General features: G+C 60.9%; 22 protein-coding genes and 3 pseudogenes. 15 read left to right on the forward strand and 10 right to left on the reverse strand.

Annotated elements, in window-relative coordinates:
* The first annotated feature begins 452 nt into the window (after nucleotides 1-452).
* Entirely contained in the window at nucleotides 453-707 is a 255-nt protein-coding gene (locus ACODR6_RS11550) for a DUF2934 domain-containing protein (RefSeq protein ID WP_203431386.1), read from the forward strand.
* Between the two features lie 57 nt (nucleotides 708-764).
* Here the strand turns inward: ACODR6_RS11550 and ACODR6_RS11555 are convergent, their stop codons facing one another.
* From ACODR6_RS11555 to ACODR6_RS11565, 3 genes are all read right to left on the reverse strand, one after another.
* Complete coding sequence (locus ACODR6_RS11555) at nucleotides 765-1,139, reverse strand: GFA family protein (protein WP_203431387.1); 375 nt, start codon at nucleotides 1,137-1,139, stop codon at nucleotides 765-767.
* Nucleotides 1,136-1,396 (reverse strand): DUF2188 domain-containing protein, encoded by a 261-nt coding sequence (locus ACODR6_RS11560; RefSeq protein WP_112717245.1) that lies wholly within the window; start codon nucleotides 1,394-1,396, stop codon nucleotides 1,136-1,138. The genes ACODR6_RS11555 and ACODR6_RS11560 overlap by 4 nt, the downstream gene beginning before the upstream one ends.
* 74 nt (nucleotides 1,397-1,470) lie before the next feature.
* Nucleotides 1,471-1,695: a hypothetical protein gene (locus ACODR6_RS11565; RefSeq protein ID WP_203431388.1), complete on the reverse strand. Its 225-nt coding sequence runs from the start codon at nucleotides 1,693-1,695 to the stop codon at nucleotides 1,471-1,473.
* A 1,250-nt stretch (nucleotides 1,696-2,945) separates the two neighbouring features.
* Between ACODR6_RS11565 and ACODR6_RS11570 the strand changes: the two genes are divergently transcribed.
* Entirely contained in the window at nucleotides 2,946-5,738 is a 2,793-nt protein-coding gene (locus tag ACODR6_RS11570) for a PAS domain-containing protein (protein WP_203431389.1), read from the forward strand.
* Entirely contained in the window at nucleotides 5,731-6,099 is a 369-nt protein-coding gene (locus ACODR6_RS11575; RefSeq protein ID WP_203431390.1) for a response regulator, read from the forward strand. Before ACODR6_RS11570 ends, ACODR6_RS11575 begins: the two co-directional genes overlap by 8 nt.
* A gap of 480 nt (nucleotides 6,100-6,579) precedes the next feature.
* On the opposite strand, the gene ACODR6_RS11580 is transcribed toward ACODR6_RS11575, so the two are convergent.
* The 3 genes from ACODR6_RS11580 to ACODR6_RS11590 all read right to left on the reverse strand — a co-directional run bounded on the left by ACODR6_RS11580 (nucleotide 6,580) and on the right by ACODR6_RS11590 (nucleotide 8,805).
* Entirely contained in the window at nucleotides 6,580-6,846 is a 267-nt protein-coding gene (locus ACODR6_RS11580) for a hypothetical protein (RefSeq protein WP_203431391.1), read from the reverse strand.
* A 574-nt stretch (nucleotides 6,847-7,420) separates the two neighbouring features.
* A complete protein-coding gene (locus tag ACODR6_RS11585; RefSeq protein ID WP_203431392.1) occupies nucleotides 7,421-7,723 on the reverse strand; it encodes a putative quinol monooxygenase in 303 nt (100 codons plus the stop codon).
* A gap of 68 nt (nucleotides 7,724-7,791) precedes the next feature.
* Entirely contained in the window at nucleotides 7,792-8,805 is a 1,014-nt protein-coding gene (locus ACODR6_RS11590; protein ID WP_203431598.1) for an NADP-dependent oxidoreductase, read from the reverse strand.
* Between the two features lie 89 nt (nucleotides 8,806-8,894).
* On the opposite strand from ACODR6_RS11590, the gene ACODR6_RS11595 reads away from it, so the two are divergent.
* Nucleotides 8,895-9,797: a LysR family transcriptional regulator gene (locus tag ACODR6_RS11595; RefSeq protein WP_203431393.1), complete on the forward strand. Its 903-nt coding sequence runs from the start codon at nucleotides 8,895-8,897 to the stop codon at nucleotides 9,795-9,797.
* 473 nt (nucleotides 9,798-10,270) lie between these two features.
* On the opposite strand, the gene ACODR6_RS11600 is transcribed toward ACODR6_RS11595, so the two are convergent.
* Nucleotides 10,271-10,567 carry a hypothetical protein gene (locus ACODR6_RS11600; RefSeq protein WP_203431394.1) on the reverse strand — a complete coding sequence of 99 codons (297 nt, stop codon included), beginning with the start codon at nucleotides 10,565-10,567 and terminating at the stop codon, nucleotides 10,271-10,273.
* Between the two features lie 802 nt (nucleotides 10,568-11,369).
* Between ACODR6_RS11600 and ACODR6_RS11605 the strand changes: the two are divergent.
* The 6 genes and pseudogenes from ACODR6_RS11605 to ACODR6_RS11630 form a co-directional block, all read left to right on the forward strand.
* A pseudogene (locus ACODR6_RS11605) lies at nucleotides 11,370-11,819 on the forward strand (ParB/RepB/Spo0J family partition protein); the annotation flags it as partial.
* 343 nt (nucleotides 11,820-12,162) lie between these two features.
* Nucleotides 12,163-13,353 carry a DUF932 domain-containing protein gene (locus tag ACODR6_RS11610; RefSeq protein ID WP_203431395.1) on the forward strand — a complete coding sequence of 397 codons (1,191 nt, stop codon included), beginning with the start codon at nucleotides 12,163-12,165 and terminating at the stop codon, nucleotides 13,351-13,353.
* 705 nt (nucleotides 13,354-14,058) lie between these two features.
* Complete coding sequence (locus ACODR6_RS11615) at nucleotides 14,059-15,093, forward strand: DUF7146 domain-containing protein (RefSeq protein ID WP_203431396.1); 1,035 nt, start codon at nucleotides 14,059-14,061, stop codon at nucleotides 15,091-15,093.
* A 330-nt stretch (nucleotides 15,094-15,423) separates the two neighbouring features.
* Nucleotides 15,424-16,365 (forward strand): DUF2493 domain-containing protein, encoded by a 942-nt coding sequence (locus ACODR6_RS11620; protein ID WP_203431397.1) that lies wholly within the window; start codon nucleotides 15,424-15,426, stop codon nucleotides 16,363-16,365.
* 80 nt (nucleotides 16,366-16,445) lie between these two features.
* A pseudogene (locus ACODR6_RS11625) lies at nucleotides 16,446-16,705 on the forward strand (type II toxin-antitoxin system prevent-host-death family antitoxin).
* Nucleotides 16,695-16,868 carry a hypothetical protein gene (locus ACODR6_RS11630; protein ID WP_246777708.1) on the forward strand — a complete coding sequence of 58 codons (174 nt, stop codon included), beginning with the start codon at nucleotides 16,695-16,697 and terminating at the stop codon, nucleotides 16,866-16,868. Before ACODR6_RS11625 ends, ACODR6_RS11630 begins: the two are co-directional and overlap by 11 nt.
* 51 nt (nucleotides 16,869-16,919) lie before the next feature.
* Here ACODR6_RS11630 and ACODR6_RS11635 read toward each other — a convergent pair whose 3' ends face one another.
* Nucleotides 16,920-17,426, reverse strand: coding sequence for an RES family NAD+ phosphorylase (locus tag ACODR6_RS11635; protein ID WP_203431398.1), 507 nt, complete (start codon nucleotides 17,424-17,426; stop codon nucleotides 16,920-16,922).
* The gene (parS, locus tag ACODR6_RS11640) at nucleotides 17,423-17,908 is read right to left on the reverse strand and encodes an Xre family toxin-antitoxin system antitoxin (protein ID WP_025555388.1); all 486 of its coding nucleotides are present in this window, start codon (nucleotides 17,906-17,908) and stop codon (nucleotides 17,423-17,425) included. Before parS ends, ACODR6_RS11635 begins: the two co-directional genes overlap by 4 nt.
* Before the next feature lie 404 nt (nucleotides 17,909-18,312).
* On the opposite strand from parS, the gene ACODR6_RS11645 reads away from it, so the two are divergent.
* Together ACODR6_RS11645 and ACODR6_RS11650 are read left to right on the forward strand one after the other, a co-directional pair.
* Nucleotides 18,313-18,636, forward strand: a complete 324-nt coding sequence (locus ACODR6_RS11645) for a DUF736 domain-containing protein (protein ID WP_037115718.1) — start codon at nucleotides 18,313-18,315, stop codon at nucleotides 18,634-18,636.
* Nucleotides 18,637-18,692: 56 nt separating this feature from the next.
* Nucleotides 18,693-18,995: a hypothetical protein gene (locus ACODR6_RS11650; protein WP_029867688.1), complete on the forward strand. Its 303-nt coding sequence runs from the start codon at nucleotides 18,693-18,695 to the stop codon at nucleotides 18,993-18,995.
* A gap of 92 nt (nucleotides 18,996-19,087) precedes the next feature.
* Here ACODR6_RS11650 and ACODR6_RS11655 read toward each other — a convergent pair whose 3' ends face one another.
* On the reverse strand, nucleotides 19,088-19,366 hold the full coding sequence (locus ACODR6_RS11655; RefSeq protein WP_203431399.1) for an HU family DNA-binding protein: 279 nt from the start codon (nucleotides 19,364-19,366) through the stop codon (nucleotides 19,088-19,090).
* A gap of 398 nt (nucleotides 19,367-19,764) precedes the next feature.
* On the opposite strand from ACODR6_RS11655, the pseudogene ACODR6_RS11660 reads away from it, so the two are divergent.
* The 3 genes and pseudogenes from ACODR6_RS11660 to ACODR6_RS11670 all read left to right on the forward strand — a co-directional run bounded on the left by ACODR6_RS11660 (nucleotide 19,765) and on the right by ACODR6_RS11670 (nucleotide 22,788).
* Nucleotides 19,765-20,251 (forward strand): annotated as a pseudogene (locus tag ACODR6_RS11660) (hypothetical protein).
* 1,446 nt (nucleotides 20,252-21,697) lie between these two features.
* Nucleotides 21,698-22,321, forward strand: a complete 624-nt coding sequence (locus ACODR6_RS11665) for a hypothetical protein (protein WP_246777709.1) — start codon at nucleotides 21,698-21,700, stop codon at nucleotides 22,319-22,321.
* A 50-nt stretch (nucleotides 22,322-22,371) separates the two neighbouring features.
* Nucleotides 22,372-22,788 (forward strand): hypothetical protein, encoded by a 417-nt coding sequence (locus ACODR6_RS11670; protein WP_203431400.1) that lies wholly within the window; start codon nucleotides 22,372-22,374, stop codon nucleotides 22,786-22,788.
* Nucleotides 22,789-22,933: the final 145 nt, after the last annotated feature.

Below are 22,933 nucleotides of genomic sequence, written 5' to 3' on the forward strand. Positions count from 1 at the left end.
ATTTCAATCGACGCCGTTTTTGGGCGGTAATGAGGACGACCATGGAAAGACATCGGAGAGGCCGCGCCCAGGTAGCCGGCGGACAGGATCACGAAGCGCGCTACAACGCGAAGAGAAAAACGCCGTGAAGCTGTCTGTTGGTTGGACCGGCGATTCCCGTAGAAAAATCGATCCAACTCGGCAAGAAGGCGAGCTCAGAACGCGATCGGACTGATCGATCCGCTCGTTGGCGCGTTACTCTCCCGGAGAACGCAACCATGACGGACGGAATTAGCAAAAGCAGGAATGCCACGACGCGGCCAATCGGCTCGCTGCGAGCGAGTGTACGAATTCACCCGCCGTGAAGCGCTGGCCGAAGAGCGTCGACGGCGCCACGAGATGAGGGAACGTTCGAAAAGGCTCGCCTGAAGGCGCAGGAGCAGGCCGCCAATCATAAGCCACAGGAGGCAATCATGGACGACGACATTCGAAAGGACGCATACAAGCGGTGGGAGGACGAAGGTCGCCCTGAAGGCCAGCACGAGCGACATTGGCGCGAGGCCGAAGAGGCCCACCGGTCGAAATCGAGCGGGACACCACAGACGTGGTCTTCGGACCATGGTGGCGGGGTCGTACCGCCGGACGGAAGCGAGACTTCCTCGGACGCAATCCGTTCAAACGAGCCGGGAAGCTTCAAGCCGGGCGAACTCGCTTCCGAAAACAAGTGATCTTGTCCAGCAACTGGAAGCCACGATGATCGATCCTTGTCCTACGCACACTACCGGTTATGGTCGATCTTCGTCATATTGCTCTGCCCCCGCGATCGGCGCTAGCCAGGGTTCCCGGCGCTTTACCCAAAGTTCGTATGTAGGCCTTAGCGGCGTCGGCGCGTCGGACAGAACGCCGAGCTTGACCTCGGCCTCCCGTTCGTTGGCCGAGAACAGCCGCGACCCGCATTTTGGGCAAAATGATCGACCGCGAAACTCACGTGTTTCGCCTTTCAATTCGAACCCGCTCGCGGGCCAGACGCCGAAGAACGTGAACGCCGATCCGCTTTCTTGACGACAGTCGGTGCAATGACAGATGCCGGTGCGCAGGGGTTCGCCGCGCACAGCAACCTTCACATCGCCACAAGAGCAGGAACCGACCAGCGTTCTCATGCCGACTTCTCCGCTGCATCATCGACGACGTCGGTCTCCGGACGGTCTCCGCCAGATGCATGCTCGGTCTGCCAGCGTCCGTCCGCAAGCTGATATGAAATCTCGGCGTCGCGGCCTTCCAGGTGCTGTCGCTCTGCAGCAGATCTTGCCGCGGCAAGCGCCGCGTCATGGTCGGCAAAGGACTCGGACCACACCTCGCCTAGTCGATACGCGAAACCTCCGTCGTGCTCTGCGACATGATAGGTGATCTTGCTCATGTGTCATCCTCTTGAGACTATCAAAGAAAGCGCGCGGTTTGCTCAGCAGAACGAGCCTAGTCAGTTGGGCCGCCTTAGATCGGCGCAATCAAGGCTGCGGTGGCAGTTGCCAGGTCTTCGACGCTTTGCTTCTTCCCAAGGCAGCTTCGAAGGCCTCCATCAAATCGCGCTTCTGCACCTCGCGTCCGGAATTTTGGTGCACGTCCGATCCACTCTGTGCTCACTATGATGCAAGAAACGCGGCCGATAACCCCCAGTTCCGCTTCAGCCATATCGGCGATGAGCTTAATGCGAGCCATCGTCCGTTTTATCCTCCCAGGTCGTCCTCAGCGGCGTCTAAAGTGGCTCGGAGTCTGGTCGAGCACGACAGTTGGACGGCCTGATGACGTCAAGACAGCTCCTACTCGGGCAATCCCTCTACGAAAGCAAGGCCCCTCGCAGGTTCTCTCGTCGCGCGTATGGCTGACCGCCATTTTTATCCCGCATCCTGTCGGGTGGCACTGCCAATGGATGTTCCAATTTAGCGCGGGTGGAAACACTGGCGCTAATTTTTCGTCTTGATGGAACCTGACAAGGCCCAACTCGTTTGTGCCGTGAACGTCATCGCTTTGACCCAGCACGCACGTTCAAGGCTGACTGCAATTAGCCAAAAAGGCCACCGTCGCATCGCCCGCCACGGTGGCTTTTTTATACGTGAGAACTGCCCGGCGAGGGTTAGGTCAAACGAGCACCCCCACGCGATAACGGGGCTGCAATCGCCACGTCGCAAACTTAGGTGAGGTCATCGCCGGACTGCAGGGAAAAAACGATGACCTCCTCCTAAATGAGGCCTGCGTCGCCATTACCCGCGTGCAAGTTAGCCAAGCCGGAACAGTGCTGCTGCCGGGAGGTCCTGAGAAAAGAGAAAAGCGGGCAGATGTCATGCTGATCGAGCAGCACGACAAGAGTTTATCATCGGTGCGGCGAGAAACGATAGCGAACGCATCGCAAGCGCGATGCCATCGATTTCTGTGGAACGATATAAGAACATCAGCAACAAGCTTGTGCTAAACAATACTTTTTCAAAATACGAGCGAACAGCCGGTGCACGAACCGTAAATATCCACAGAACACGCACCGTGCACTGCGTTTGAAAAGTAATATGATATCTCAGATTATCTTTCCGCGGGGGTGTCCTAGCATCACCTTCAATTCGTCGGCGAGTGTATCCGGATTATTCCCGAATTCGATCGACGACGATGGGGAAGACCTTGCCCGCGTCTTAAATAGAAGCGCTCCTGTAGAGGCAGCGCCTCTTGCGACCGAACTGGCGTCCAAGGTGGTGCCCGTTGCCCCCGGATACCGTGGCAAATTTTCAGGACTTTTTGAGGCGGCCTATTGCAATTGCCGCGAGGCAGCCGTGCCCTACCTGTTCAAGCTGAACAAATGCATGCGTTGGAATTCAATCCTCCACATGGCCTCTGCCACGACGTAGTCGGGCCGTCAGCAGCCCGCCGGCCTTTGACCTCGGGGCAGGACGGAGGTTCGCTAAGCAAGGAGGAGACGCGCGATGGGCGATCACTCGGACCGCAATGACCGCCAGCGGGCGCTTGCCGACTTCGGAGACTTTGTGCTCGATCACGACGATCTCGACGAGATACTGACCGAGGGATGCAGGCTCGTCGCCGCGGCGCTTGGAGCAGATCTCGCAAAAATCATGGAGATCGAGCGAGGAAGCAACACTGCGATCGTGCGTGCCGGCGTCGGGTGGCACGACGGCGTCATTGGGAGAGCACGGGTAGACCTTAACGATCGGTCCTCGGAGGCCTACGCCATCGAGAAATCTGAACCGGTGATCACCAACGACATCTCTGACGAAGGTCGCTTCGTGTTCACGAGATTTCTGCGTGATCACGGGGTCGTGGCGCTGGTCAACGTTCCGATTATCCTCCCCGGCCGCAAGCCTTTCGGCATCCTGCAGGTGGATGCCCGCCATCCCCGCAGCTTCGATAGAGCCGACATCGAGTTCCTGAAGACATATGCGATGGTGCTCGGACCGGTGATCGACCGTCTCCAGACCGTGGCAGAGCTCAGGGCCACCGACAAGCGTCTTCGCCTCGTTGTGGACAACGCACGTGCATACGTCCTCATTGTTAGCGACGCCGATGATAAGATTACCGACTGGCTGGGTGGCTCCGAGCAAATTCTTGGTTGGACAGCCGCAGAAGCCGTGGGGCAGGGTGCCGACATGATCTTCACGGAGGACGACCGGGCCAACGGGGTTCCCGAACGCGAACTCGCCAACGCACGCGAATGCGGGCACTCCGCCGACATCCGCTGGCATCTTCGCAAGGACGGCTCGAAAGTCTTTCTGGAGGGCCAGACCATCGCTCTTCGCGACGCGAGTGATACGCTTAAAGGCTACTACAAGATCGGTCAGGATCAGACAGAGCGAAAGCGCAATGAAGATCAACAGGCGTTCCTCCTGGAGCTGTCGGATTCGCTTCGGTCGCTTTCAACGGTCGAGGAAATCGCGCTTGAAGCGGCGCAGCGCCTCGGCGCCGTCTTGAACGCGCATCGCGTTATCTACGGTGCCATTAAGGATAGCGAAATGAACGTTTCGGCCGAATATACTGCCGGTGTCCGATCGCTCCTCGGCCGTCACCACCTGACTTCTTTGGGTGCGGAATTCCTTGGCCGATACAAGGCGGGTAACCTTGTGACGTCCAATGACGTCGCCGCGGAAGCCGGTATCAACGCTGCGGGCAAGGACAGCCTCCTGAACAGACAGGTCGCGGCGTTCGCCGATCTCGTCATTTTCGACGATGGTTCGATCGTGAACTTTCTCGGTGTGCAGAGCGCATCGCCGAGAACTTGGAGTAGTCTTGATCAATTCATCATCCGCGAGGTCGGCGAACGCCTCCGCGTCGCCATAGATCGGGCGAGGGCGGAAGGCGGGCGTCGGGAAAGCGAGGCTCGTCTGCGTCAGTTCGGTGAAGCGTCGTCGGACGTCATATGGATACGCGACGCTGATACCCTGCAATGGGAGTATCTAAGCCCGGCTTTCGAGACGGTGTACGGCATTGCCGTCGAGAAGGCGCTCACAGCCGACAACATCGACACCTGGCGTGAGATGATTGTTGAGAGCGACCGCGAACGCGTCATCGATCATCTCGATCGGGTTCGCGCAGGCGATGAACGAAGCGTCGACTTCAGAATCCGGAGGCCGGACGGCGAAATACGCTGGCTGCGCGACGCCAGCTTTCCGATCCGAAGTTCGGACGGGCGAGTGCAGAGGATCGGCGGTATCCGGCGTGACGTCACCCAATCCAAGCTTGCCGAAGTGCGGCTCGTCCAAAGCGAGGAGAGGCTCAGCAGCGCTGTCGAGGTCGGAAAGCTCGGCCTCTGGGACTGGGACGTCCAAACCGGTGCCATTCACTGGTCGGACGAGCACTTCCGCATGGAAGGATACGAGGTAGGTGAAATCACGCCCAGCTACGATGCGTGGGTGTCGCGCATACATCCGGATGACAGGTCTGCGGCGGAGGAAGCCATCCGAAGGTCGATGGAGGGCCGGGAGGAATTCGCCCATGAGTTTCGAACCGTTCATCCTGACGGTTCCGTCCACTGGCTGTCCGGACGCGGAAAGTTCTTCTACGACGACGCCCGCCGGCCGCTGCGCATGGTCGGCGCAATGGTCGAGACCACTGAGCGACGCGCCTGGGAGGAACGCCAGAAGGTGCTTGTCGCCGAACTGCAGCACCGGACGCGAAATCTCATCGCCGTCGTCCGCTCGGTGGCGGAGAATACAGCCCGATCCAGCATCGATCTGGCTGACTTCCGTGTCCGCTATCGCGACCGTCTTGACGCCTTGGCGCGCGTGCAAGGTCTTCTATCCCGGCTGAAGGACGACGTCGATCGCGTCACGTTCGATGATCTGATCCATATGGAACTTTCGGCAGTCGGCGCAAGTTCCGAGCGCACAACCGTAGAAGGGCCAGCTGGAGTAAGGCTTCGATCCTCGACGGTTCAGACGCTCGCCATGGCCATCCACGAGCTGGCCACCAATGCGGTCAAGTATGGTGCTCTCGGGCGGCCCAGCGGGAGATTGTCAGTCACGTGGTCGCTCGATCCCGACGAAGATCATGGAAGGCGGTGGCTCCACATCAATTGGGCGGAGAGCGGTGTAGACATGTCTGCGGCAGGCAGCGTGCCGCGGGGGACAGGTCAAGGCCGTGAATTGATCGAAAAGGCGCTGCCCTATCAACTTGGTGCGCGGACGGCCTACAGTCTCGGCGCCGGTGGTATCCGCTGCACCATATCAATTCCGGTGTCCAACCGCTTGGAGGATCCCCATGATTGATCTTGGCGTGCCAACCAGCCGGATACTCATCGTTGAGGACGAGTACATGCTTGCCACGGAAATGAGCAGCGAGCTTTCGGGCACAGGTGCGGTCGTCATTGGGCCTGTTCCGACCGTCGAGCAAGCAACCGCTCTGATCCAGGAGAGTGGCGCTATCGATGGAGCAATCCTGGACGTCAATCTTGGTGGCGAGCTGGTGTACCCCGTCGCGGATCTGCTCGCGCGGAGCGGAATTCCGTTCGTCTTTGTCACCGGATACGAGACGTCCGCGCTCCCGCAAGAGTATGCCGCCGTGCCGTGTATCATGAAGCCGGTAAACATGGCAGAAGCGATCCGTGCCTTGGGGCGGGCAGGAGCCTGATGATTGCAAAGGAGCAGGGTCTAAACCTGCCTTCCACCTTTGTATTCAAGCCACCGCTCCTGCGAGATCATCGCTATGTTCATGCCTGGAACCGTCGTTAGGGGTGCCTGAGGCGGTCCGGCGCCTGCGCCCTGACAGCCGTGGGCGATGATGAACCTCGCACGGACTCCGGACTTATTCGGTGCCGATTCGGCGAAATCGACCTTTTGCCGACAAACCATTTCGCGTCCGTGATGACCATTTGGGTTCCACAGTCGCGGTCCGTCTGTTCCTGACAAGATTGACGGAGCTGGCGTTTTACGGCGTCGGCACCGATGTTCTGCGCGCTCAATGGCCGCCATCATACGGATCTTACAATCAGACGTATGGCCACTTGACGCCAGGTTTCCCCTATCGTCAGCGGTCACAGCAGCGCCGGATTGACAAATGCGACGTCAGGATCACGCGCAAGCCACAGCCCACTGCCGCGGACGATCTGGTTCAGTGCGAGCCATGACCTCGCCCCGCACTGCCGTCGCCCCGTTGCTGCGCCAATACGTCTGACATGGCGTTTTGATGATCAAGCAGATAGCGCTCGACATCGCCCGCGCAGGCGTCCTTTATCTCGGCTATGCTGAAACCTTCGGCCACGCCCGCTTCGACCAGAGCTTTCGCCTGGTCCCAGAAGTCGGATTTTTCTGCGTGGTGGCCTGACAGATCGACAATCTCCTGAACGCGGTCGTCAAGCCAGTCTATGATATTCACCATGACCTCCTCCCGATGATCTGTCTCCAGGGAGATAGGCAGACGTCCTATCACGACAAGACGCTATTGCCTGCGTTCGTAGAGCTCTTCGACGCGCAGCGACAGGCGCCGGCGTATCCCATATAAATCGGTTCGCGGCTGCGACATCTCATCCCTGCCGCAGAGCATTACATCCGAATTCCATGGCGTTAGAAACGTCCGGACGCTTACTGGTATGTTCATGTGGGTATGTTTCTGCATGGAGGCAGCTATGGGCACCACCCGCTTGACGAGCCGTGAGTTTAACCACCATGTCAGTTGTGAGGCGCTCGCGGTTGCAGCCCGCAATACCCAAGATTTTGAAGAAGCCGGTGTTGTCCTCGTAGATCTATGGCGAGCGTACCATTCGATACCCATCGAAACTGAGTGCAACTTCAGGCGCCGGCCCCCACAATGCAGATGTCTCGCCAGATGATGCTTGTCGGAGACAATCGGAAAATTGCGGCGAGGCTTTACGTTCTATCGATGTAAAGCGGACGGCGGCGTGGCGTGCGTCTGCCTCTCGGTGAAGCAGACAGGACTTTGGACCGGAACGGCATCAGCAATCCATGACGTCGCGTGCGTTACACCCATCATATTTTTGCAGTTCGCCCCGCATCCTGCCGCTCCACCGGCCGATAAACGCAATGGTATCAGCTGCCAGCAGATGAGCGGTCAACGCATTCTGGTCGACCCACCGTTCCGATATTAGCAGTCGCCCAGTGCGCGAACCGACCACGGCAGCATCATAGCTGATGCATCCGGGACGCCCGCGAGTGGTGGATGCCAGTACATTCAGTTCCGCCATGAATTGCGCCAGGTCGGCTGGATCGACATGCACGTAACCCGTAATGATCAGCATGAGAACTTTCTCCATCAAGAAGACCCGACCGGCCGCCCGCGGCGGCCAGGTGTTTGGTCAAGCGATGATCACGTGGCAACCAGCACGATCTTGCCCTGGATGCTTCCTGCAGACGCACGGCGGTGGGCTGCCGGTGCCTCGGCCAGGGCATAGGTGCTGTCGATCACCACCCGAACGGAGCTATCAAGCAGACGGCCAGCGTCGGCCAGTTGCTTGCCGTTCGAGCGCACCTGCGTCGTCGAGACGGTGATCTTGCGCCGGTCAGCTTCCTCATGGCTGGAAAAGCCAAGCGGGTTGACGAGGAAGAGGGCGCCACCCGGCTTGATGCTGGAAAGGAAGCGTTCCATCTTCGCGCCGCCGACGGCATCAAGCACCAGATCCGCATTCGCCACTACCCTTTCGGCGGCCACCTTCGTGTAGTCGATGAAACCGTCCGCGCCGAGGTCTGTCAGCATCGCTTCATGTTTGCCGGAAGCAACGGCGATCACCTTTGCCCCTTGCCATTTCGCGAGCTGCACCGCGAGATGACCGACGCCGCCTCCGGCGCCGTTCACCAGCACTGTCTTGCCGGCGAGCGGCACCGGGGCATGGGGGAAGGACTGAAAAGGGTTCGGCGCATCATGACCAAGCTCGACCAGAAACTGCCAGGCTGTCAGCAGCGACATCGGCGCAGCAGCCGCCTGGATATGGTCGATCCCGGATGGTTTCAGCGCCAGGTCCGATGCCGGAACGCGAACATAGTCTGCGTAGGCGCTGCTTCCGGTCATCAAGTCGTGCGGGAACCGGACCATCGCGTAGACAGCGTCGCCCGCGTGGAACTGCGACACGTTTTCGCCGACAGCCGCGACCACGCCGGAAACGTCCGTGCCCAGGATCAGCGGAAAAGCCGGGCTGGGACGCCATTGCGGCGGCAGGGCGCGATAGCCGTCGCGCAGGTAGAGATCCGGCGGGTTGATGCTTGCGGCATGGACGCGAACGAGTACGTCGTCCGCTGAGATTGCCGGTCGGGGCGCATCCTCATGGAGAAGGACATCCGGTCCACCGAATTCGTGGATGCGCACGGCTTTCATCATTTTAGTCATCATCGCCTCACTGGTGCTTGTTTCCGCAGAAGAAAATACGAGCATCTTTGTGAGTTGATAATGGCGGCGCTATTCGCTTTAATCATGCCATGAGGGAACAAATCGGAATTGACAGGCTGACCGGATTAATCGCTTTCGCGCGCGCCGGATCGCTTGGAAGCTACACCGCCGCCGCCCGCTCCCTGTCGGTCTCACCCTCGGCGGTCAGCAAGAGCATCCAGCGGCTGGAAAAGCAGTTCGGCATTTCGCTGTTTATGCGCACCACCCGTTCTCTCACCCTGACGGCCGAAGGGCGCGACCTGCATGAGCGCGCGCTCAAGCTCTTGCACGACGCAGACGAGATCGAGCAGGCGGTAAGAGCAGCACGAACCGAGCCTACCGGGACCTTGCGGATCGCGGCCTCGTTGCCGATCGGCTTGCACATCATCGCACCGGCCCTGCCTGAATTTCGCAGGCTCCATCCAAAGGTGACCATCGATTTGCGTTTGAGCGATCATACGGTCGATCTCGTCGAAGGCGGCTTCGACCTGGCGGTCCGCATCGGCGATCTTCCAGATTCCAGCCTGCTTTCACGCCGGCTCCTGCCATACAGGCTGTGCTGCTATGCCTCGCCACACTACCTGGCGGGGCGCAGTCCACCGACCCGTCCCGACCAGTTGGAAGAACATGAAACTGTCAACCTTCGCTACCAGAACAGCGGCCAGTTGTTCCGTTGGCCATTTCTCGTCGGGGGCAGGGACGTGGAGATCCTGCCGCCCTCCGGCATTATCGTCGATGCGAGCGAAGCTGTGCTTGCGGCGATCGCGGCCGGTGCCGGCATCGGAATGGCAACCAGCTTCATGGCCGGCGCCTGGGTCAGCCGCGGGGCGCTTGTCCCTGTCCTGGCTGACCACGCGGTGGAACGGCACAATATCACAGCGCTGTGGCCAGAAAGCCGCCGGTCCAACCCGGCAGTGCGCGCCTTCCTCGACACTCTTGCGGAGCTGTCGTGACGCCAAAAAGTGGCGGCCTGCATCTGGTGCAAGCCGGCACAAGGCCGTCAAGGAGCATGCCGGACGCGGGCAGTCGGTCCCGCTTCTCCTGCGGACCGCTATGCTGAAGCTCCTACGGCTGCCCCGACGCGCCCGACCTGCGTCGCGAATTCCCGCTTTCCCGCGCCGGAGGCACGGCGCGATGCTGAAAGCTCCGATACGCTTCATGTTTGTCGCGGGCTCGCCGAGCGAGCCGGCCGCTATTCGAAACCCGGTCATTTACCCGCCCGAGCCGAGGTAAGACACCGCTCCGCTTTCGGACACAAGGGCGCATCTTGCTGATCCGAGTGGTAATGCCGGGACCGGGGAATGACGCACCCTCATTGAACGCGACTGCACCGACGCCCCCCTGCCACGGCCATCCGTGGCGCGTTCGAAGCAGGTGCTGGTTCAAGGGAAGCTTGACCATAAAGCTTGAGCGGGCCGTCTTGCTCTCAGGCGCGCTCCTGGTTCAGGATTCGCAACGTCCGGATCTGGCTTGCCAGGGCGAGAAGCGCCTTCGCCACAGTCTCGTCCGACATCTCCTCGATATGCTGGGCGATGTCTTCGATGACCCGCCCGGTCGGCTCGTCCGACGGAGCAGGCTTGCCGGTCTTCAGCAATAAGCCGCGCAGCGCTCCTGACGTCGTCATGCCGCGTTCAAGAAGCCGTTTGCGCTCGGCAAGCGTCAGGGCCTGGACGGTATTTGCGGCGCGCACGAAATCCGAAATCATCTGCGTTGTCAGCGTCACCGCGGATGGTCCTCCATCAGCCACTCGTCTTTCATCATCAACCCTCGACATGCCGTGATGTGCTTCGGCCGCCATCATCACGAGCTCGTCCCGCTGGGTCAATAGCGGTAAGAGGCGGCGCGATGTGTCAGAAAGGGCGAGCGTCACGCTAAGGTGGGTATTCACACTATGGGTTCTGATAATGAGGGATCGCACATCCGAACTGGTCAAACGGACGTCGAGCGCATCGGCGTAAAAGCTTGAAAGCCTCTGAGCCCATGACGGAACTCCGCGATCGAGACCTTGCCGAAGGCTAGAAGACCGCGCCCCCAGCGCCGGTCGCTGACCCATCTTCACGGACGCTTGCGACAGAGGCACGTCGCGTGCAGGGACAGGTTGCCCACGATGCGTTTCCCGCAACCATCATCCGAACGCGTCCGACAGCATCCAGTCAGGGTCCTGGTCGAGGTCTTTCTTGCGGCAGATCGAAAACGTGTTCCCGCAAAGTTCATCTTCGGGGCTGCGGCTTCTTTACCGAAGGAAACGGTCCTTTGCGAACGCCCTGAACTCCAGCTCGACATCTGCCCTCTGCGGCGTTCCGCAACAGGCAGAGAAGCCAGGACTCAGCCTTTTCAACAACGGGCGAGCCACGCCTGAATGGAGCGCGAATTAGAGAACGGTGCCGCTCAATAACTGGGTCGGTCAGGTTGTGCGGTGAAAGGTGCTCGAAGCGGCGCGTGACAGAGGGAGAGGAGGGAAGGGGTTTTGTAGCGGGTTGGGAGGCTGGAGAGAGTTTCTGGCCGGCTCGCTACGGAGAAACGGCATGGGTAAGGCGATCGAGAAGTTCACCCTCAGTGCAGCCCGAAATATTCCCCTCGACAAGCTGGTGCTCAACCAGCAGACCGTCCGCAAGCTCAGGGCGAGCCTGTCGATCGAGGACTTGGCGCAAGACATCGCGATCGCGGATTGCTCACCAGCCTCAACGTCCGGCCTGAACTCGACGGCGATGGCAACGAGACCGGCATCTGCCGCATTCCCAACGGTGGGCGCGCTATCGCGCTCTCGAACGCTTGTGGCACAGAAGCGACTGACCAGAACCGCCAGCAGTCCCGGCATTGTCAGCAGAGACGACACCCAGTAGGTCGAGGACCCGCTTGCTGAAGGCCTCCAGCGCGTCCCCTTGCATCCGCTCGATCAGTTTCGCGCCTTCCTGGCCCTGCGCGCGCAGGGTCTAAGCGAGGAGGAGAGCGCCGACCATGACTACATTGGCGTGAACGAGGCGGGTCAGTTTCGGGATCCCCGACCAGCCGGCCGACCTCCAAGACGAGCCGCAAGCATCAAGCGATGACCCCGGCGATACGGGACGTGAGTTTGAAAGCGAATCTCACGGCCGCCCAGTCGGTTCACCAGCATCACAAAAGCCTGACCCGATCGCGGTGCGGTCGGGTCTTCTCAGCGATGGTTTTCCAGCATGATCGCCAGCGCAAAATTCGCCGCGGCTTTTGGCGATCCGGCTTGCCGCATCGCCGGCCGGCACATGGCTAAGCTTTTTTCGAAAAAACCCCTCGACCTCGCCCGGCCATCGCGCCGGGTTTTACGTTTATGGAGACAAATCGATGCACATCCTGCCTTCCAACATCCAAACCGCCTCTTCCGCCTTCAAGGTCGATATCTCCCGCGGCATGCGGATCGGCCGCGTTTCGTCGGAATGGTTCTCACGGCCCGACGACGAACGCTTCCTGTCGCTGAGCGATCTCTATGACACCGTTCGATCCCGCGCTGAGCACGCCCATGCCCGGAGGATCGAAAGCGCTGCGATCCGGGTCGAAGCAACCCGCGACAATGCTGAGCGGCTTGCGCTTCTTGTTCCCGGCCAGCGCCAGCCGATCGCGCCGACCCACTGGAGCTTCGGCCAGCTCTGCAGCCTGGTTGGCGCGCCCGCCACCTATATGCGCCAGCTTCCGGCGCCGCTTGCGGCGATCAATCTGCAGCATGGCCTGCTCAATCACCGCGCCGAGCTCGTCAAGACTTTGGAGATGGACGATGGCCGCCTGGAACTGCGAGCGGTGACCGGACCCGACTATGGCCGCATCTGGGACCATGAGCTGGTGTCGGCGGTAATGGAGATCGCCGGCAATGGGACCGGCGACACGATATGGAAAGTGCCGGGCGTCCTGGATTGGGCGACGATGACCCACAATCCCTTCGTCGATATCACCACCGATACGACGACGCTCTATGCCAGCGACCGTGACGTCTTCCTGTTTCTGGTGGACGACACCCATCCGATCGAAGCCGGGCGGTTGGCGAACGGCGAGCCGGATCTCTACTTCCGCGGCTTCTACGCCTGGAACTCCGAGGTTGGATCGAAGACGCTCGGCATTGCTTCATTTTACCTCCGCGCTGTCTGCGCCAACCGCAACCTCTGGGGAACCGAGAATTTTGAAGAGATCACCATTCGCCATTCGAAGTTTGCCGCCCAGCGCTTTGCCCATGAGGCGGCACCTGCGTTGACGAGCTTCGCGAACTCCTCGCCGGCGCCCTTCATCGCCGGCATCAAGTCAGCCCGCGAGCGGATCGTCGCGCGCAAGGACGAGGATCGCGAGACCTTCCTGCGCCGCCGCGGCTTTTCCAAAGCCGAGTCCGGCAAGGTGATCGAAATGGTGCTGTCTGAGGAGGGCAGGCCACCGGAATCGATCTTCGATTTCGTCCAGGGCATCACCGCGCTTGCTCGCACCAGGACCAATCAGGACACGCGTCTCGAACTCGAAGGCAAGGCCAGGAAGCTGCTCGAAAGCGCTGCCTGATAGGTTGGCGCGCCTGGCCCACAGATCCGGCGCGACTGCCAACCCCTCGTCATCTTAGAGCCCGGTCAGGCGCCGGGCCTCTTTATGTCTGGGCCACCCTGTGCGTGATGGGCTATCCCCGATCATGCCGGCGCAATCTTCGGCACCCGCTGCGCGCTTCGCAGCTGGTGGGAATCTCGATCTGCTGGAATGCCTCGATGCGTCGACACGCCTTACGTGCTTTGCGGCGTCGGCCGCAGTTACGGCAAACACGTCTTTGCGTCTTGGCGATCTTCCCGATGCCCACCCCTCTGACCTCCACCGCCCGACGCCGATGATCCCATCGGCTTTATGGGCAGCCAGACACGCTAAGCGCCGGTGATCATCGGCGCTCCTTGCTGGCGATCGCCGATCCCTCCTTGGCTGCCTGGTGACGCTTGTCCAGCCCATCCGGCCGGGCGCCGAGCCAGGTCGCTCTTTCTCGCTTCTGGAGATACTTCGATGACAATCATCTCGCAGCCACACCCCGTTTCCGCCGTTCCGAGTGTTGTCAGGACTGGCCTTCACGCGCCTCTCGCGGCGCAAGAAACCAGGTCGTTTCTGCAGCGGAGTCGCGTCGTTGCTGGAGACAGCCTTGGCGCGATCGTGACCGCTGTGTTGGCCGTGATCCGGACCTTCCGGGGCTGGCCGGTCAATGTCGCGTGCTGGTTATGAGAAGGGCGTGCCATGCTCTCCCCAGGCGAACTGGCGGAGCGTCTCGCGCAAGACGCGGAGGCCGTCTGCCGCCACTATCTCTCGGCCGGCCGCCGGGCCGGTCACTACTGGCTGGTCGGCGATGTCGACAACACCAGGGGCGCTTCGCTCTACGTGCATCTCGCCGGTCCGCGCGCCGGCCGATGGACAGATGCAGCGACCGGCCAGTTTGGCGATCTCCTCGATCTCATACGCGAGACCTGCGGTCTCATCGATTTCCGGGACGTTGCCTTCGAGGCCCGCCGGTTCCTCAGCCTCCCCAGGCCGGAGCCGCTATCGCCCTCTCGAAGCGGCAGTCAAGATCCCGCGGTAGTCGCCCCGCCGGCTTCTGAGCGTGCCAGGCGTCTGTTTCGGACGACGCAGCCCCTCGCCGGCACACTTGCCGACGCCTATCTCAGGGGGCGCGGTATCCTGCGCGGTCCTGACCACGCGGTACTGCGTTTCCATGCGGCCTGCTACTACCGCGATCTCGTCACCGGCCAGACGAGCAGCTATCCGGCGCTGATTGCCGCTGTGACAGGCCCTGGGGGCGAGATCACCGGGATACACCGCTGCTTTCTCGATCCGGCCGGCGGGGGCAAGGCGAGGGTCGATAATCCTCGCCGAGCGCTTGGAGCGTTGCTCGGCAATGGCGTCCGCTTCTGCTTCCCGCTCGACGCACCGATCCCGGTCGTGGCCGCGGGCGAAGGTCTCGAAACCGTGCTGTCCCTCTCACAGGTGATGCCCGGCATGCCTTTGGTCGCGGCTCTCTCGGCCAGTCACCTTGCTGCCTTCCGCTTCCCGCCCGGATGCCAGCGCATCTATATTGCCGCCGACGCGGATGCCGCCGGCCGCCACGCCGTCGAGCGATTGAGCCGGCGCGCGCAGATCTGCGGGATTCTGCCGCTGGTGCTGTCGCCCGAGCTCAGCGATTTCAACGAAGATCTGCGCTGGCTGGGACCCGATCGGATGGCCGCAAGCCTGATGTCGCAACTCACGCCGGAAGACGCGATGACCTTCATGGCCTGACGCCGGGTGGTGGGATGGAGCCGCAGGTTGCGTCGCAGGCGGCGTGGGCGGAAGGATCGGCTGGTCTCCGGTTTCCCTTGGCGCGCCTGCGGGCCTGCCGAGAGGCGACCGGTATCACGCGGAGCTCGACCTTCAGCGGGTCGGTCGGGTTTCTTCCCCTGACAGTCCGCGGGCGCGACCTGTCATTCCTCTCCGGTCAAGAAACCCTCCCTCCGCCGCCCGGCGCTTCGCTGGGCCGCCCGCGCTCCGCTTGCGGTTCCGGTCTCGATCCGCATGACCGGGTTCGCCGTCAGGCCGCGAGAGGCGCGGCCCAAAATAACGGAGATCATCATGGACCCGATCCTTCACGCCGACGACAGCTTCGAGCCCAACCATTCTTCCTCCCCGACCGACCGCTTCATCTACGAGATGCAGGTCCTGGGCTATCGCCCCTTGCAGGACGAGCCGGATCCCCGGCCGTTGCCGGAGGAACCGCAGGTCCAGTCATCAATCACTGCGATCTTCGATGCCTTCGCCGACATGCTCGGCGACACCCGGCTGGAGCCTGATCTCGAAGATCTGTTCTGGTCGATCCCCAATCTCTTCCATCGCGCTGGCGAGCGCATCCAGCGCGAACTCGATCGCAACGAGGAAGCGCAGCGCACCGGCCAGCGCGAGCAGGACGGCTCGGAGGTGAAGAGTGTCGAGCTTGAACGCCTCATCTCCGAGGGCATCACGCTCCTGGAGCGCCGCAACGCCTTCGAGTTCATGCGCGACTATGCGGCCGACCTGTTCGAGGCGCAGACCGGTTCATCCTGGCGGCCACGTGCCGGCTCCAAGGTCAACCACGCCAACATGACCGCGGCGATGATCGATAGCCGGGACTTCCTCTCAGCTCGCCGACGCGCCGAAACCGAGGTGCTGATCCCTGCCGGCACCAAGATCGCGTTCGCCGGCGGCATGGACTATAACGATCATGAGCGGATCTGGGCGAAGCTTGACCAGGCTTATGCCAAGCATCCCGACATGGTTCTGCTGCACGGCGGTTCGCCGAAAGGTGCTGAACGGATCGCCGCCTGCTGGGCGGAAGCGCGCAAGGTCACGCAGATCGCCTTCAAGCCCAACTGGACCAAGCATGCGAAGGCCGCGCCCTTCCGGCGCAATGACGAGATGCTCTCAGTCATGCCCGCCGGATTGATCGTCTTTCCCGGAAACGGCATCACCGGCAATCTCACCGACAAGGCACGTCGCCTTGGTATCCCGGTCTGGCAGGCCTCGGGAGACGGCGCGTGAGCGCCGTTCCTCTAGAAAAATGTAAAAAATGGAAAATATGGAGAAATTGAATTATATGGAGAATCGCGGAGACCATATACATGAAGCGGTTCTCGACCGCCGATTTGAACAAGCAAATCGGAGATATCACCGACGCGGCAAGCCGCGAGCCGGTCATGCTGACGCGGCACAAGAAGCCGCGCTTCGTGTTGATGAGCTACGAGCACTATGAGCGTATTGCACGGGCGGCGACCCGCGCCGAGCGCATTCTATCTCGGAGATGCCCGCCGAGCATGCGGCACTGTTCGACGAGGCGCTCGATCGGCTGGCGCGCGGCGAAGGCTACGACGATGAGCCGTGAACTCCGCCTCAGCCAGGTGACCGGTTATCCCTGTCTTTGGGAATGGCAGGATGAGCGCGGTGAAACGGAAGGCGGTCCGATCCTCGGTCGCTTCAGCAAGGCCTTCATGATCAAGATTGTGGCTGCCTTCCTTCAGGGGTGGCACGTCAGCCGCCTGGACTGATATCCGTCGCGCCGCCGCCTGCAGAGCAGGCTCCATCCAATTCCCGACCGTCTAGGATCCGGGTGGGTGCAGCCGCGTGTCGAGCGCGAACGACTCCTGGAATTTGAGCGCGTAGGCACCTGCCCCACCGCCCGCTAGAAAGATCAGGTTCCAGCTGTGCGTCGAGACCGCACTGGGGATCGCGACGAACCGGTGTCGGCGCAGCAGCGTGTCTCCGAAGGCCTGTTGTCCCGCCCCGGGAATGCCCGGTCGCAGCCAGTTGGGATTGGGTACGGTCGCCGGATCAACGACGTGGACATGGGCGGGGTCGGCAACGACGGCTGCCGTTATCGTATGGGCGACCGTATCGAGTGCCCGGAATCCCTTGTGCACCGCCACCTCAAGGATCGCCGTCGCTGGATCGAGCGAGCAGTAGACCGCCCGCACGCCCTTACTGTTCCAGCGTCCGCCAACCCGATAGGCGCCTTCGCCACTATCCCATGTCGCCGCATGGATGGCTTGATCGAGCCGCCATGCCACAAGCTCGGTTCCGCCGAGCGAAATCGGTAGAAGGGTCATGCATAGACGCCGTATTCAAGGCGATCGAGATGATCCTCGACCAATTCGACGCCGGCGGGCGTGCCGAGAAGATCAATCGGCCGGCGCTGATCAAGCCCGATCGCTGGGCGTTCCAGCCATTGCTCGGCCTCCGCCTGTGAGCCAAAGACATCTGTCGCCTTGGCAAGGATCTCGGCGAACTTCCAGGCCCGGCCGCTCTGTTCCTGGCTGAGCGGTTTGGACAGCGCGTCCTTCCGACGCTGCCAGGTGCGCAGGCTCATGCCGACCGCTTTTTCCAGCGATTCGTTCTTGCCTATGACGACAAGATTGCCGACAAGGTGATCGAGCGCTAAGGCCGGCAGGCCGTGCAATAGCAGCTCATGCGCATCAAGCGCACTGGTCAGCCGGCGCGCGAGCACCCGCGAACCGCCAAGTAGGGCTTCGATCTTCTGCAATTCCCCACCGGCGACCGTTGTGGAAGGGGCTTTAGCTGCGAGGGCCATCATCGTTCTCCGCGTCAAGTGTCGCGTACAATATGTCATCTGTCGTGGCATATTTCAAGGAGGGGCGCATTCGGCCCAGCCGCACCGGGCTCAGGACGTTGCCGATCACTTGCGTCCCCTCGGCTTGGCTGGTGGCAGGGGTCCGTTGATCCTAATGCCACTCACGCATGCACGAGCGCGGCACTCGGCGGGTCTGCAAAAGGCAGACAAGGCGAGGTCTCCCCGCCGCCGTCGCAATCAAGTACCATTCCCGTTCTTCATGTCGCCTTTCTAAGGGACCGGCCGCAATCAGCGTCAACCCCGCAAGGGGGTTCCCCTTCGCTACGCTGCGGTGACGCCTGCGGCGCGGCCCATTATTCGGGCGCCATCGGGAATGGTCCCGATTCAACGAAGGAGACAATCCCATGGCTACTACCATCGCAACCCTGACCGAAAAGACCGACGGCACTCTCGAAGGCGTCTTCGCCACCATCCGGGTCAACGCCCCGATCGCCCTCATCCCGAACGCCAGCAAGGCGAGCGAAGAAGCCCCGGACTATCGCATCATCCACCGCAAGACCGGCTTCGAGATCGGCGCAGGCTGGAACCGCATCTCCCGCCAGACAGGCGAGGAATACATCTCCACGAAGCTCGAAGCACCCGAGATCGGCGTGATCTTCGGCAACGTCGCCCCGGCGCCCGGCGGCGAGCCCGGCAAGAAGGTCATCCTCTGGAACAGCCCGGCCTGAACCGGACGGCCGGCCCCGCAATCGGGGCCGGCCTCCCCATTCCAAAGGAGGCCGCCATGAGCCGCTACACGATTACTGTCACCCGAACCGCATCCCGCCACACCGACCCGGATGCCATCATCGGCTATGACCGCCCGCTTCAGACGTTCTTCCTCCAGGCATTCCCGCATGCCGAAGGCGAGGATCTTGAGCTCTGGCTGGGCGCCGACCTCCTGGAGTTCGAAACACTGTCGCGACTGAGGACCGCGGCAATCGCACGCGGTTTCGACTTCATACCCCTGGCATCAGGTGTTCTTCACAAGCTGCTGGATGACCATGCCCGTGAAGCGCATCACGCGGTCAGCGACACGCTCATCTAGGATATTCGCAATGGGACATCCGCCCGCTGATGCAAACTCACAACGAAATAGCCCGGGCCGGGCCGGACTACTTTTTTGCCTGGCGAACAAGTCTACTTGTTCAGCGCATCCTTCAAGGCCTTGGCTGACGTGAACGCCAGTTTTTTCGCGGCGGCAACCTTAATCGTCGCGCCGGTCGCAGGATTGCGGGCCTCGCGCTCCGGCGTTTCCCTTACTTTGAACTTACCGAAGCCGGGGAGGCTCGTTTCGTTGCCGGCAACCGCAGCTGCTGTGATCGACGCAATCACGGCTTCCACGATAGCCTTGCTCTGTACTTTGGTGAGGTTGTGCTCTGCCGCGATTTTGTCGGCGATTTCGTTAGTTGTCGTCATAACTGTGTGCTCCGCATCGTTTGAGATGCAGAATCCCTGACATCGTCGACCGCCACTGTCATCGACACTCTGCGGCAATTCGTTCGCAAAGCCAGGGATCTCCACAGTTATTCACCTGATCACGTAGCAGTAACCCGAAGACGGGCATCGAGCCCGTCCTCGTGTTCGGGTGCGATACGGAGAGGAAATGTCAGCTCAGTCCGTCCGAGGGTGTCATGGGCGCATGACGGCCTCAAGGACTGCGCGGCCCCTCCAATTTTCCGCCGCAGTCCCTTCGGGCCATCGACAGAAAATCGGTTCCTCCGCTTGCCGCCTTTGGCGGTCGCGTTCCGCGATCCCTGACCCCTCGCGGCTACGGCGCAGCCTCCTTTCGTCAGAGACGGAGAGGAGACACTGATATGTCCGATGACTGGTACAACGTTCATCAGCTCGCAGTGCTTGCGGGCTTCAGGCTTATTATCCTTGCAAGTCGCGTCGGTTGCGAGGACGACTTCTTGCTCAAACTACATGACGGAACTCGCCGAGGGGCTGGCAGCTGCAATTGCGCGGCTGCGAGCCCTCATTGCGCTGGAGCGTCAGCTTGCCACCGCGCCCGACGATGAAGGTCTCGTCGCCTTGCAGCTTCATGGCGAAGAGGGATGCTTTGCCCGTTTCCGGATTACGCCGCTCGATGATCTCGAAATCGACTACGACACCCACGAGTACCGCGTGAACGGCGGCGAATGGCACTATGCGCTGTCGGCCGATTGCGGCGGCGTCGAGAGCAACTATCCGAGGCTCGTTGACCTCACCGATGAGGAGCTGGGCACTCTCGCCCCAATCGTCCGCTCCATTCGCAATGAGGCGGGTATCGCCATTAGCATCGCACGCATCGTCTACTATTGACGCGAGACGAGAGGCGGCTCTCGCCGTCTCTCGTCTCTTCTGCGGGCTTGACCGCTTGCCGGCATCGAGCCTGCACGCGGTCTTGAGGGGAGAGACTTGCCGCCTCTCCCCTCAAACACCCCTCTCCTTACGGTGCGGGTCGAGACCCGCCCGGCCTTTCGGGCCGCTAAACGGACGCTGCCGCGACTTCCCCAAACAACACGGAGAGGAGGATCACCTTACGCTGCGCCCTAATGTCTTCAGGCATTCGCTGCAGGTGATCCTCCTCTCCTGCCGTGCGCTCGCCGTCTCATCGCTCGTGCGCCATCGACGTCCGTTCTCTTCGGTCACGGCCATCCCGGCGCCTCGCGACAACGGCTCGCTTCAGCATCTCTCACCAAACCGGTCTGGCCACCGCGCTATTCCTCCGGCGCGGATCACAGGCCTGAGCCTGTGATCGCTGTTGCTTTGTCTGATGACCCGCAACAGCATGGGCGCTTCGGGCACGGCGGCCAGACCGGTTTGGTGAGAGATGGCAGGATAGGCTATTGGTATACCAATAGCCGTTTTCGCCCGAGGGGCGAGTCGCTTCAGAGGCGGAGCAAGGGTTTCCCGGTCTTTCATTTTTCAGACGTAACAAGGCCGTGGGGGAGTGAGGTCGGGTCGGCAGAATGGGAGGCTCCGGAGCGGACTCTTTGGGCAGACAGCTTTCGGCCGCCGTGAAATGCAGCGGCATCTCGGCGGTCAGGCGTTTTCGCTCATCAGCGAATGGGGCGAATCCGCCAATAGGTGGATGGTCGGTTCGACAGACATGCGAATGTGCGAATAGGCAACTGCGCCTATACGCAAGAAGGTGAATCGCCGTTTGAGCGCATCTGCCTTTCGGCGAATGAGTGAACCAGTGATTGAGCAGTTGGGTGAAGCGGCAGATCGGTCAGCCAGCAAATAAGGGAGACGGTGCGACACCGATATGGCGAATGGGAGTTCAGGCGATCCCGCTCGTCGGTGTATCGGTGATTGCGCAAATCGCCCAACGGGTGTTTGCGTGCACGCGCGACTGGGCGGATCAGCGAACAGGTCATTTCGGGAACGGGCTATTGAGCGATCCGGCGCATCGGTGAATGTCGCGTCAGCGGAGCAGCGTGATCACCGGATCCTCTAAAACCTGGGAAATCCAACGTGTCCCGGTCCCTCGTTTTTTCCCGCTTGAGCAAGCCAATTTCTGCTGATAAATTATACCGGAGTATAATTTGGTAATTTGGTATAGGCTGCGGGGCGGGCCGGTACTCTGTCTTTCAAGAATAAGGTTTGACTCTGATACACAATCGATCCCTCGTGACGAAGGAATGGTACATGGTGCCGTTCACTGCGGACTGCCCTGACTGTGGTGCACAGACACGGTCCGCAGCTGTTGTCGTTGGCCCTTCAAGCCTGGTGGGGGACGCAGGGTCTGAGCCGGAAAGCTATATGCTCGCGAAACCGCGAAGAAGACTTGATGGGTTCGCATTCGTTGAGGCGCTGGGCGGTCAGACCGAACATATCGAGCGATCCGTCATCAACCGCTTCCATACCACCTTCGCATTTCTGGACGGCCAACTGACATCGATCTGCGAACACTGCGGGGAAAATCTTCCACCCGCAGCAATCCGCTCCGCCGTCATGAACGCCTTTGTACGGCTCGGGCAGAAGCGCCTTCTGGTGAACGAGCGCTTGATGCTCTTTGCCTCTGAGGTGGTGCTGACGGAATTTCGTGGGGACACCTCTATAGAGGAAAGCGCGATGCGCGATCCGGATTACGCGCTTCTGCTCATCTGCGACACGGAAAGCGCAGTCGGCGAAACCGGCATGATCGAGTTGTGGCACAGCATCGCGCGTGACGACTACGCGATCGTGGTCAAAGGCCACGATGGCCGCGAGGTGTTGCGAGACGCGTTCAACAGTGACCTGAAGGAGGTCGTGACTACCGTTTCCGATCTCGGTCTGGTGCTCACCCAGCTTCACCTGGCTCAGGCCTCGTCACCCTATTGCGCGCTCGCCCGCGATCTTTTTCTCGAAGCCCTCGAACATGCCGGTTATCGGCAGGCAAGCTAGAAAGCGATACAATGCGTCTTTTCAGGAAGCTCTTAGGATCTCTGGCGGCAATGACCCTGCTCGCAGGATGTGGTCATCAAGTTGAACAGCCGCGCCCGCTGCCGCCGGCACCTTTTGCCTATCTCACCCTGGCAGCCTGTAAAGCCTACTCCAGCAACATCGTCGAATGCCAGCTTGAATATGGAAACCACTTCGGACGCCACCGTCTTGGCCCAGTCCAAAACAGGGGTTTGTCGATCGGACTTGATGGTGGGCGCTACCAGGTCGAGTCCTGTTATCCGGTGGACAGGATACAAAGAGAGTTGCCGAATTTTGTGTGCCGAATCTCTGTCGCGACTTCGGGCACCGACGCTGGTTCGGTACTGATAAAGGGCGGGACCGCCGTCCGTCTTGCTCGTATTTTGGGAGACCGCGAACAGCTTCGGTATCGCTGGACTCCGGATAAATGGTCACGGCTAAGGGACTGATTTTTCTTAATGAAGCTCTTCTCGTGAGGTAGCGCGGCGAGACAATAATTATACTCCAGTTAAACTTTGGGGTTGATTTCTACGGCTGAATGCGGTTCAAAATCTTATACCGCAGTATAATTTGCATTGGTTCAGCCATGGATAG

This window comes from Rhizobium sp. FG96 (assembly GCF_057808655.1).

Excerpts from the sequence above, each read along its gene's own strand:
- ACODR6_RS11620 (WP_203431397.1), top strand. The coding sequence starts at position 15,424 with ATGGACCCGATCCTTCACGCCGACGACAGCTTCGAGCCCAACCATTCT.
- ACODR6_RS11565 (WP_203431388.1), bottom strand. The coding sequence starts at position 1,695 with ATGGCTCGCATTAAGCTCATCGCCGATATGGCTGAAGCGGAACTGGGG.
- ACODR6_RS11665 (WP_246777709.1), top strand. The coding sequence starts at position 21,698 with ATGCTCGCGAAACCGCGAAGAAGACTTGATGGGTTCGCATTCGTTGAG.
- ACODR6_RS11575 (WP_203431390.1), top strand. The coding sequence starts at position 5,731 with ATGATTGATCTTGGCGTGCCAACCAGCCGGATACTCATCGTTGAGGAC.
- ACODR6_RS11615 (WP_203431396.1), top strand. The coding sequence starts at position 14,059 with ATGCTCTCCCCAGGCGAACTGGCGGAGCGTCTCGCGCAAGACGCGGAG.
- ACODR6_RS11555 (WP_203431387.1), bottom strand. The coding sequence starts at position 1,139 with ATGAGAACGCTGGTCGGTTCCTGCTCTTGTGGCGATGTGAAGGTTGCT.
- ACODR6_RS11655 (WP_203431399.1), bottom strand. The coding sequence starts at position 19,366 with ATGACGACAACTAACGAAATCGCCGACAAAATCGCGGCAGAGCACAAC.
- ACODR6_RS11650 (WP_029867688.1), top strand. The coding sequence starts at position 18,693 with ATGAGCCGCTACACGATTACTGTCACCCGAACCGCATCCCGCCACACC.
- ACODR6_RS11560 (WP_112717245.1), bottom strand. The coding sequence starts at position 1,396 with ATGAGCAAGATCACCTATCATGTCGCAGAGCACGACGGAGGTTTCGCG.
- ACODR6_RS11580 (WP_203431391.1), bottom strand. The coding sequence starts at position 6,846 with ATGGTGAATATCATAGACTGGCTTGACGACCGCGTTCAGGAGATTGTC.
- ACODR6_RS11670 (WP_203431400.1), top strand. The coding sequence starts at position 22,372 with ATGACCCTGCTCGCAGGATGTGGTCATCAAGTTGAACAGCCGCGCCCG.
- ACODR6_RS11570 (WP_203431389.1), top strand. The coding sequence starts at position 2,946 with ATGGGCGATCACTCGGACCGCAATGACCGCCAGCGGGCGCTTGCCGAC.
- ACODR6_RS11585 (WP_203431392.1), bottom strand. The coding sequence starts at position 7,723 with ATGCTGATCATTACGGGTTACGTGCATGTCGATCCAGCCGACCTGGCG.
- ACODR6_RS11635 (WP_203431398.1), bottom strand. The coding sequence starts at position 17,426 with ATGACCCTTCTACCGATTTCGCTCGGCGGAACCGAGCTTGTGGCATGG.
- ACODR6_RS11630 (WP_246777708.1), top strand. The coding sequence starts at position 16,695 with ATGAGCCGTGAACTCCGCCTCAGCCAGGTGACCGGTTATCCCTGTCTT.
- parS (WP_025555388.1), bottom strand. The coding sequence starts at position 17,908 with ATGGCCCTCGCAGCTAAAGCCCCTTCCACAACGGTCGCCGGTGGGGAA.
- ACODR6_RS11610 (WP_203431395.1), top strand. The coding sequence starts at position 12,163 with ATGCACATCCTGCCTTCCAACATCCAAACCGCCTCTTCCGCCTTCAAG.
- ACODR6_RS11645 (WP_037115718.1), top strand. The coding sequence starts at position 18,313 with ATGGCTACTACCATCGCAACCCTGACCGAAAAGACCGACGGCACTCTC.
- ACODR6_RS11595 (WP_203431393.1), top strand. The coding sequence starts at position 8,895 with ATGAGGGAACAAATCGGAATTGACAGGCTGACCGGATTAATCGCTTTC.
- ACODR6_RS11590 (WP_203431598.1), bottom strand. The coding sequence starts at position 8,805 with ATGACTAAAATGATGAAAGCCGTGCGCATCCACGAATTCGGTGGACCG.
- ACODR6_RS11550 (WP_203431386.1), top strand. The coding sequence starts at position 453 with ATGGACGACGACATTCGAAAGGACGCATACAAGCGGTGGGAGGACGAA.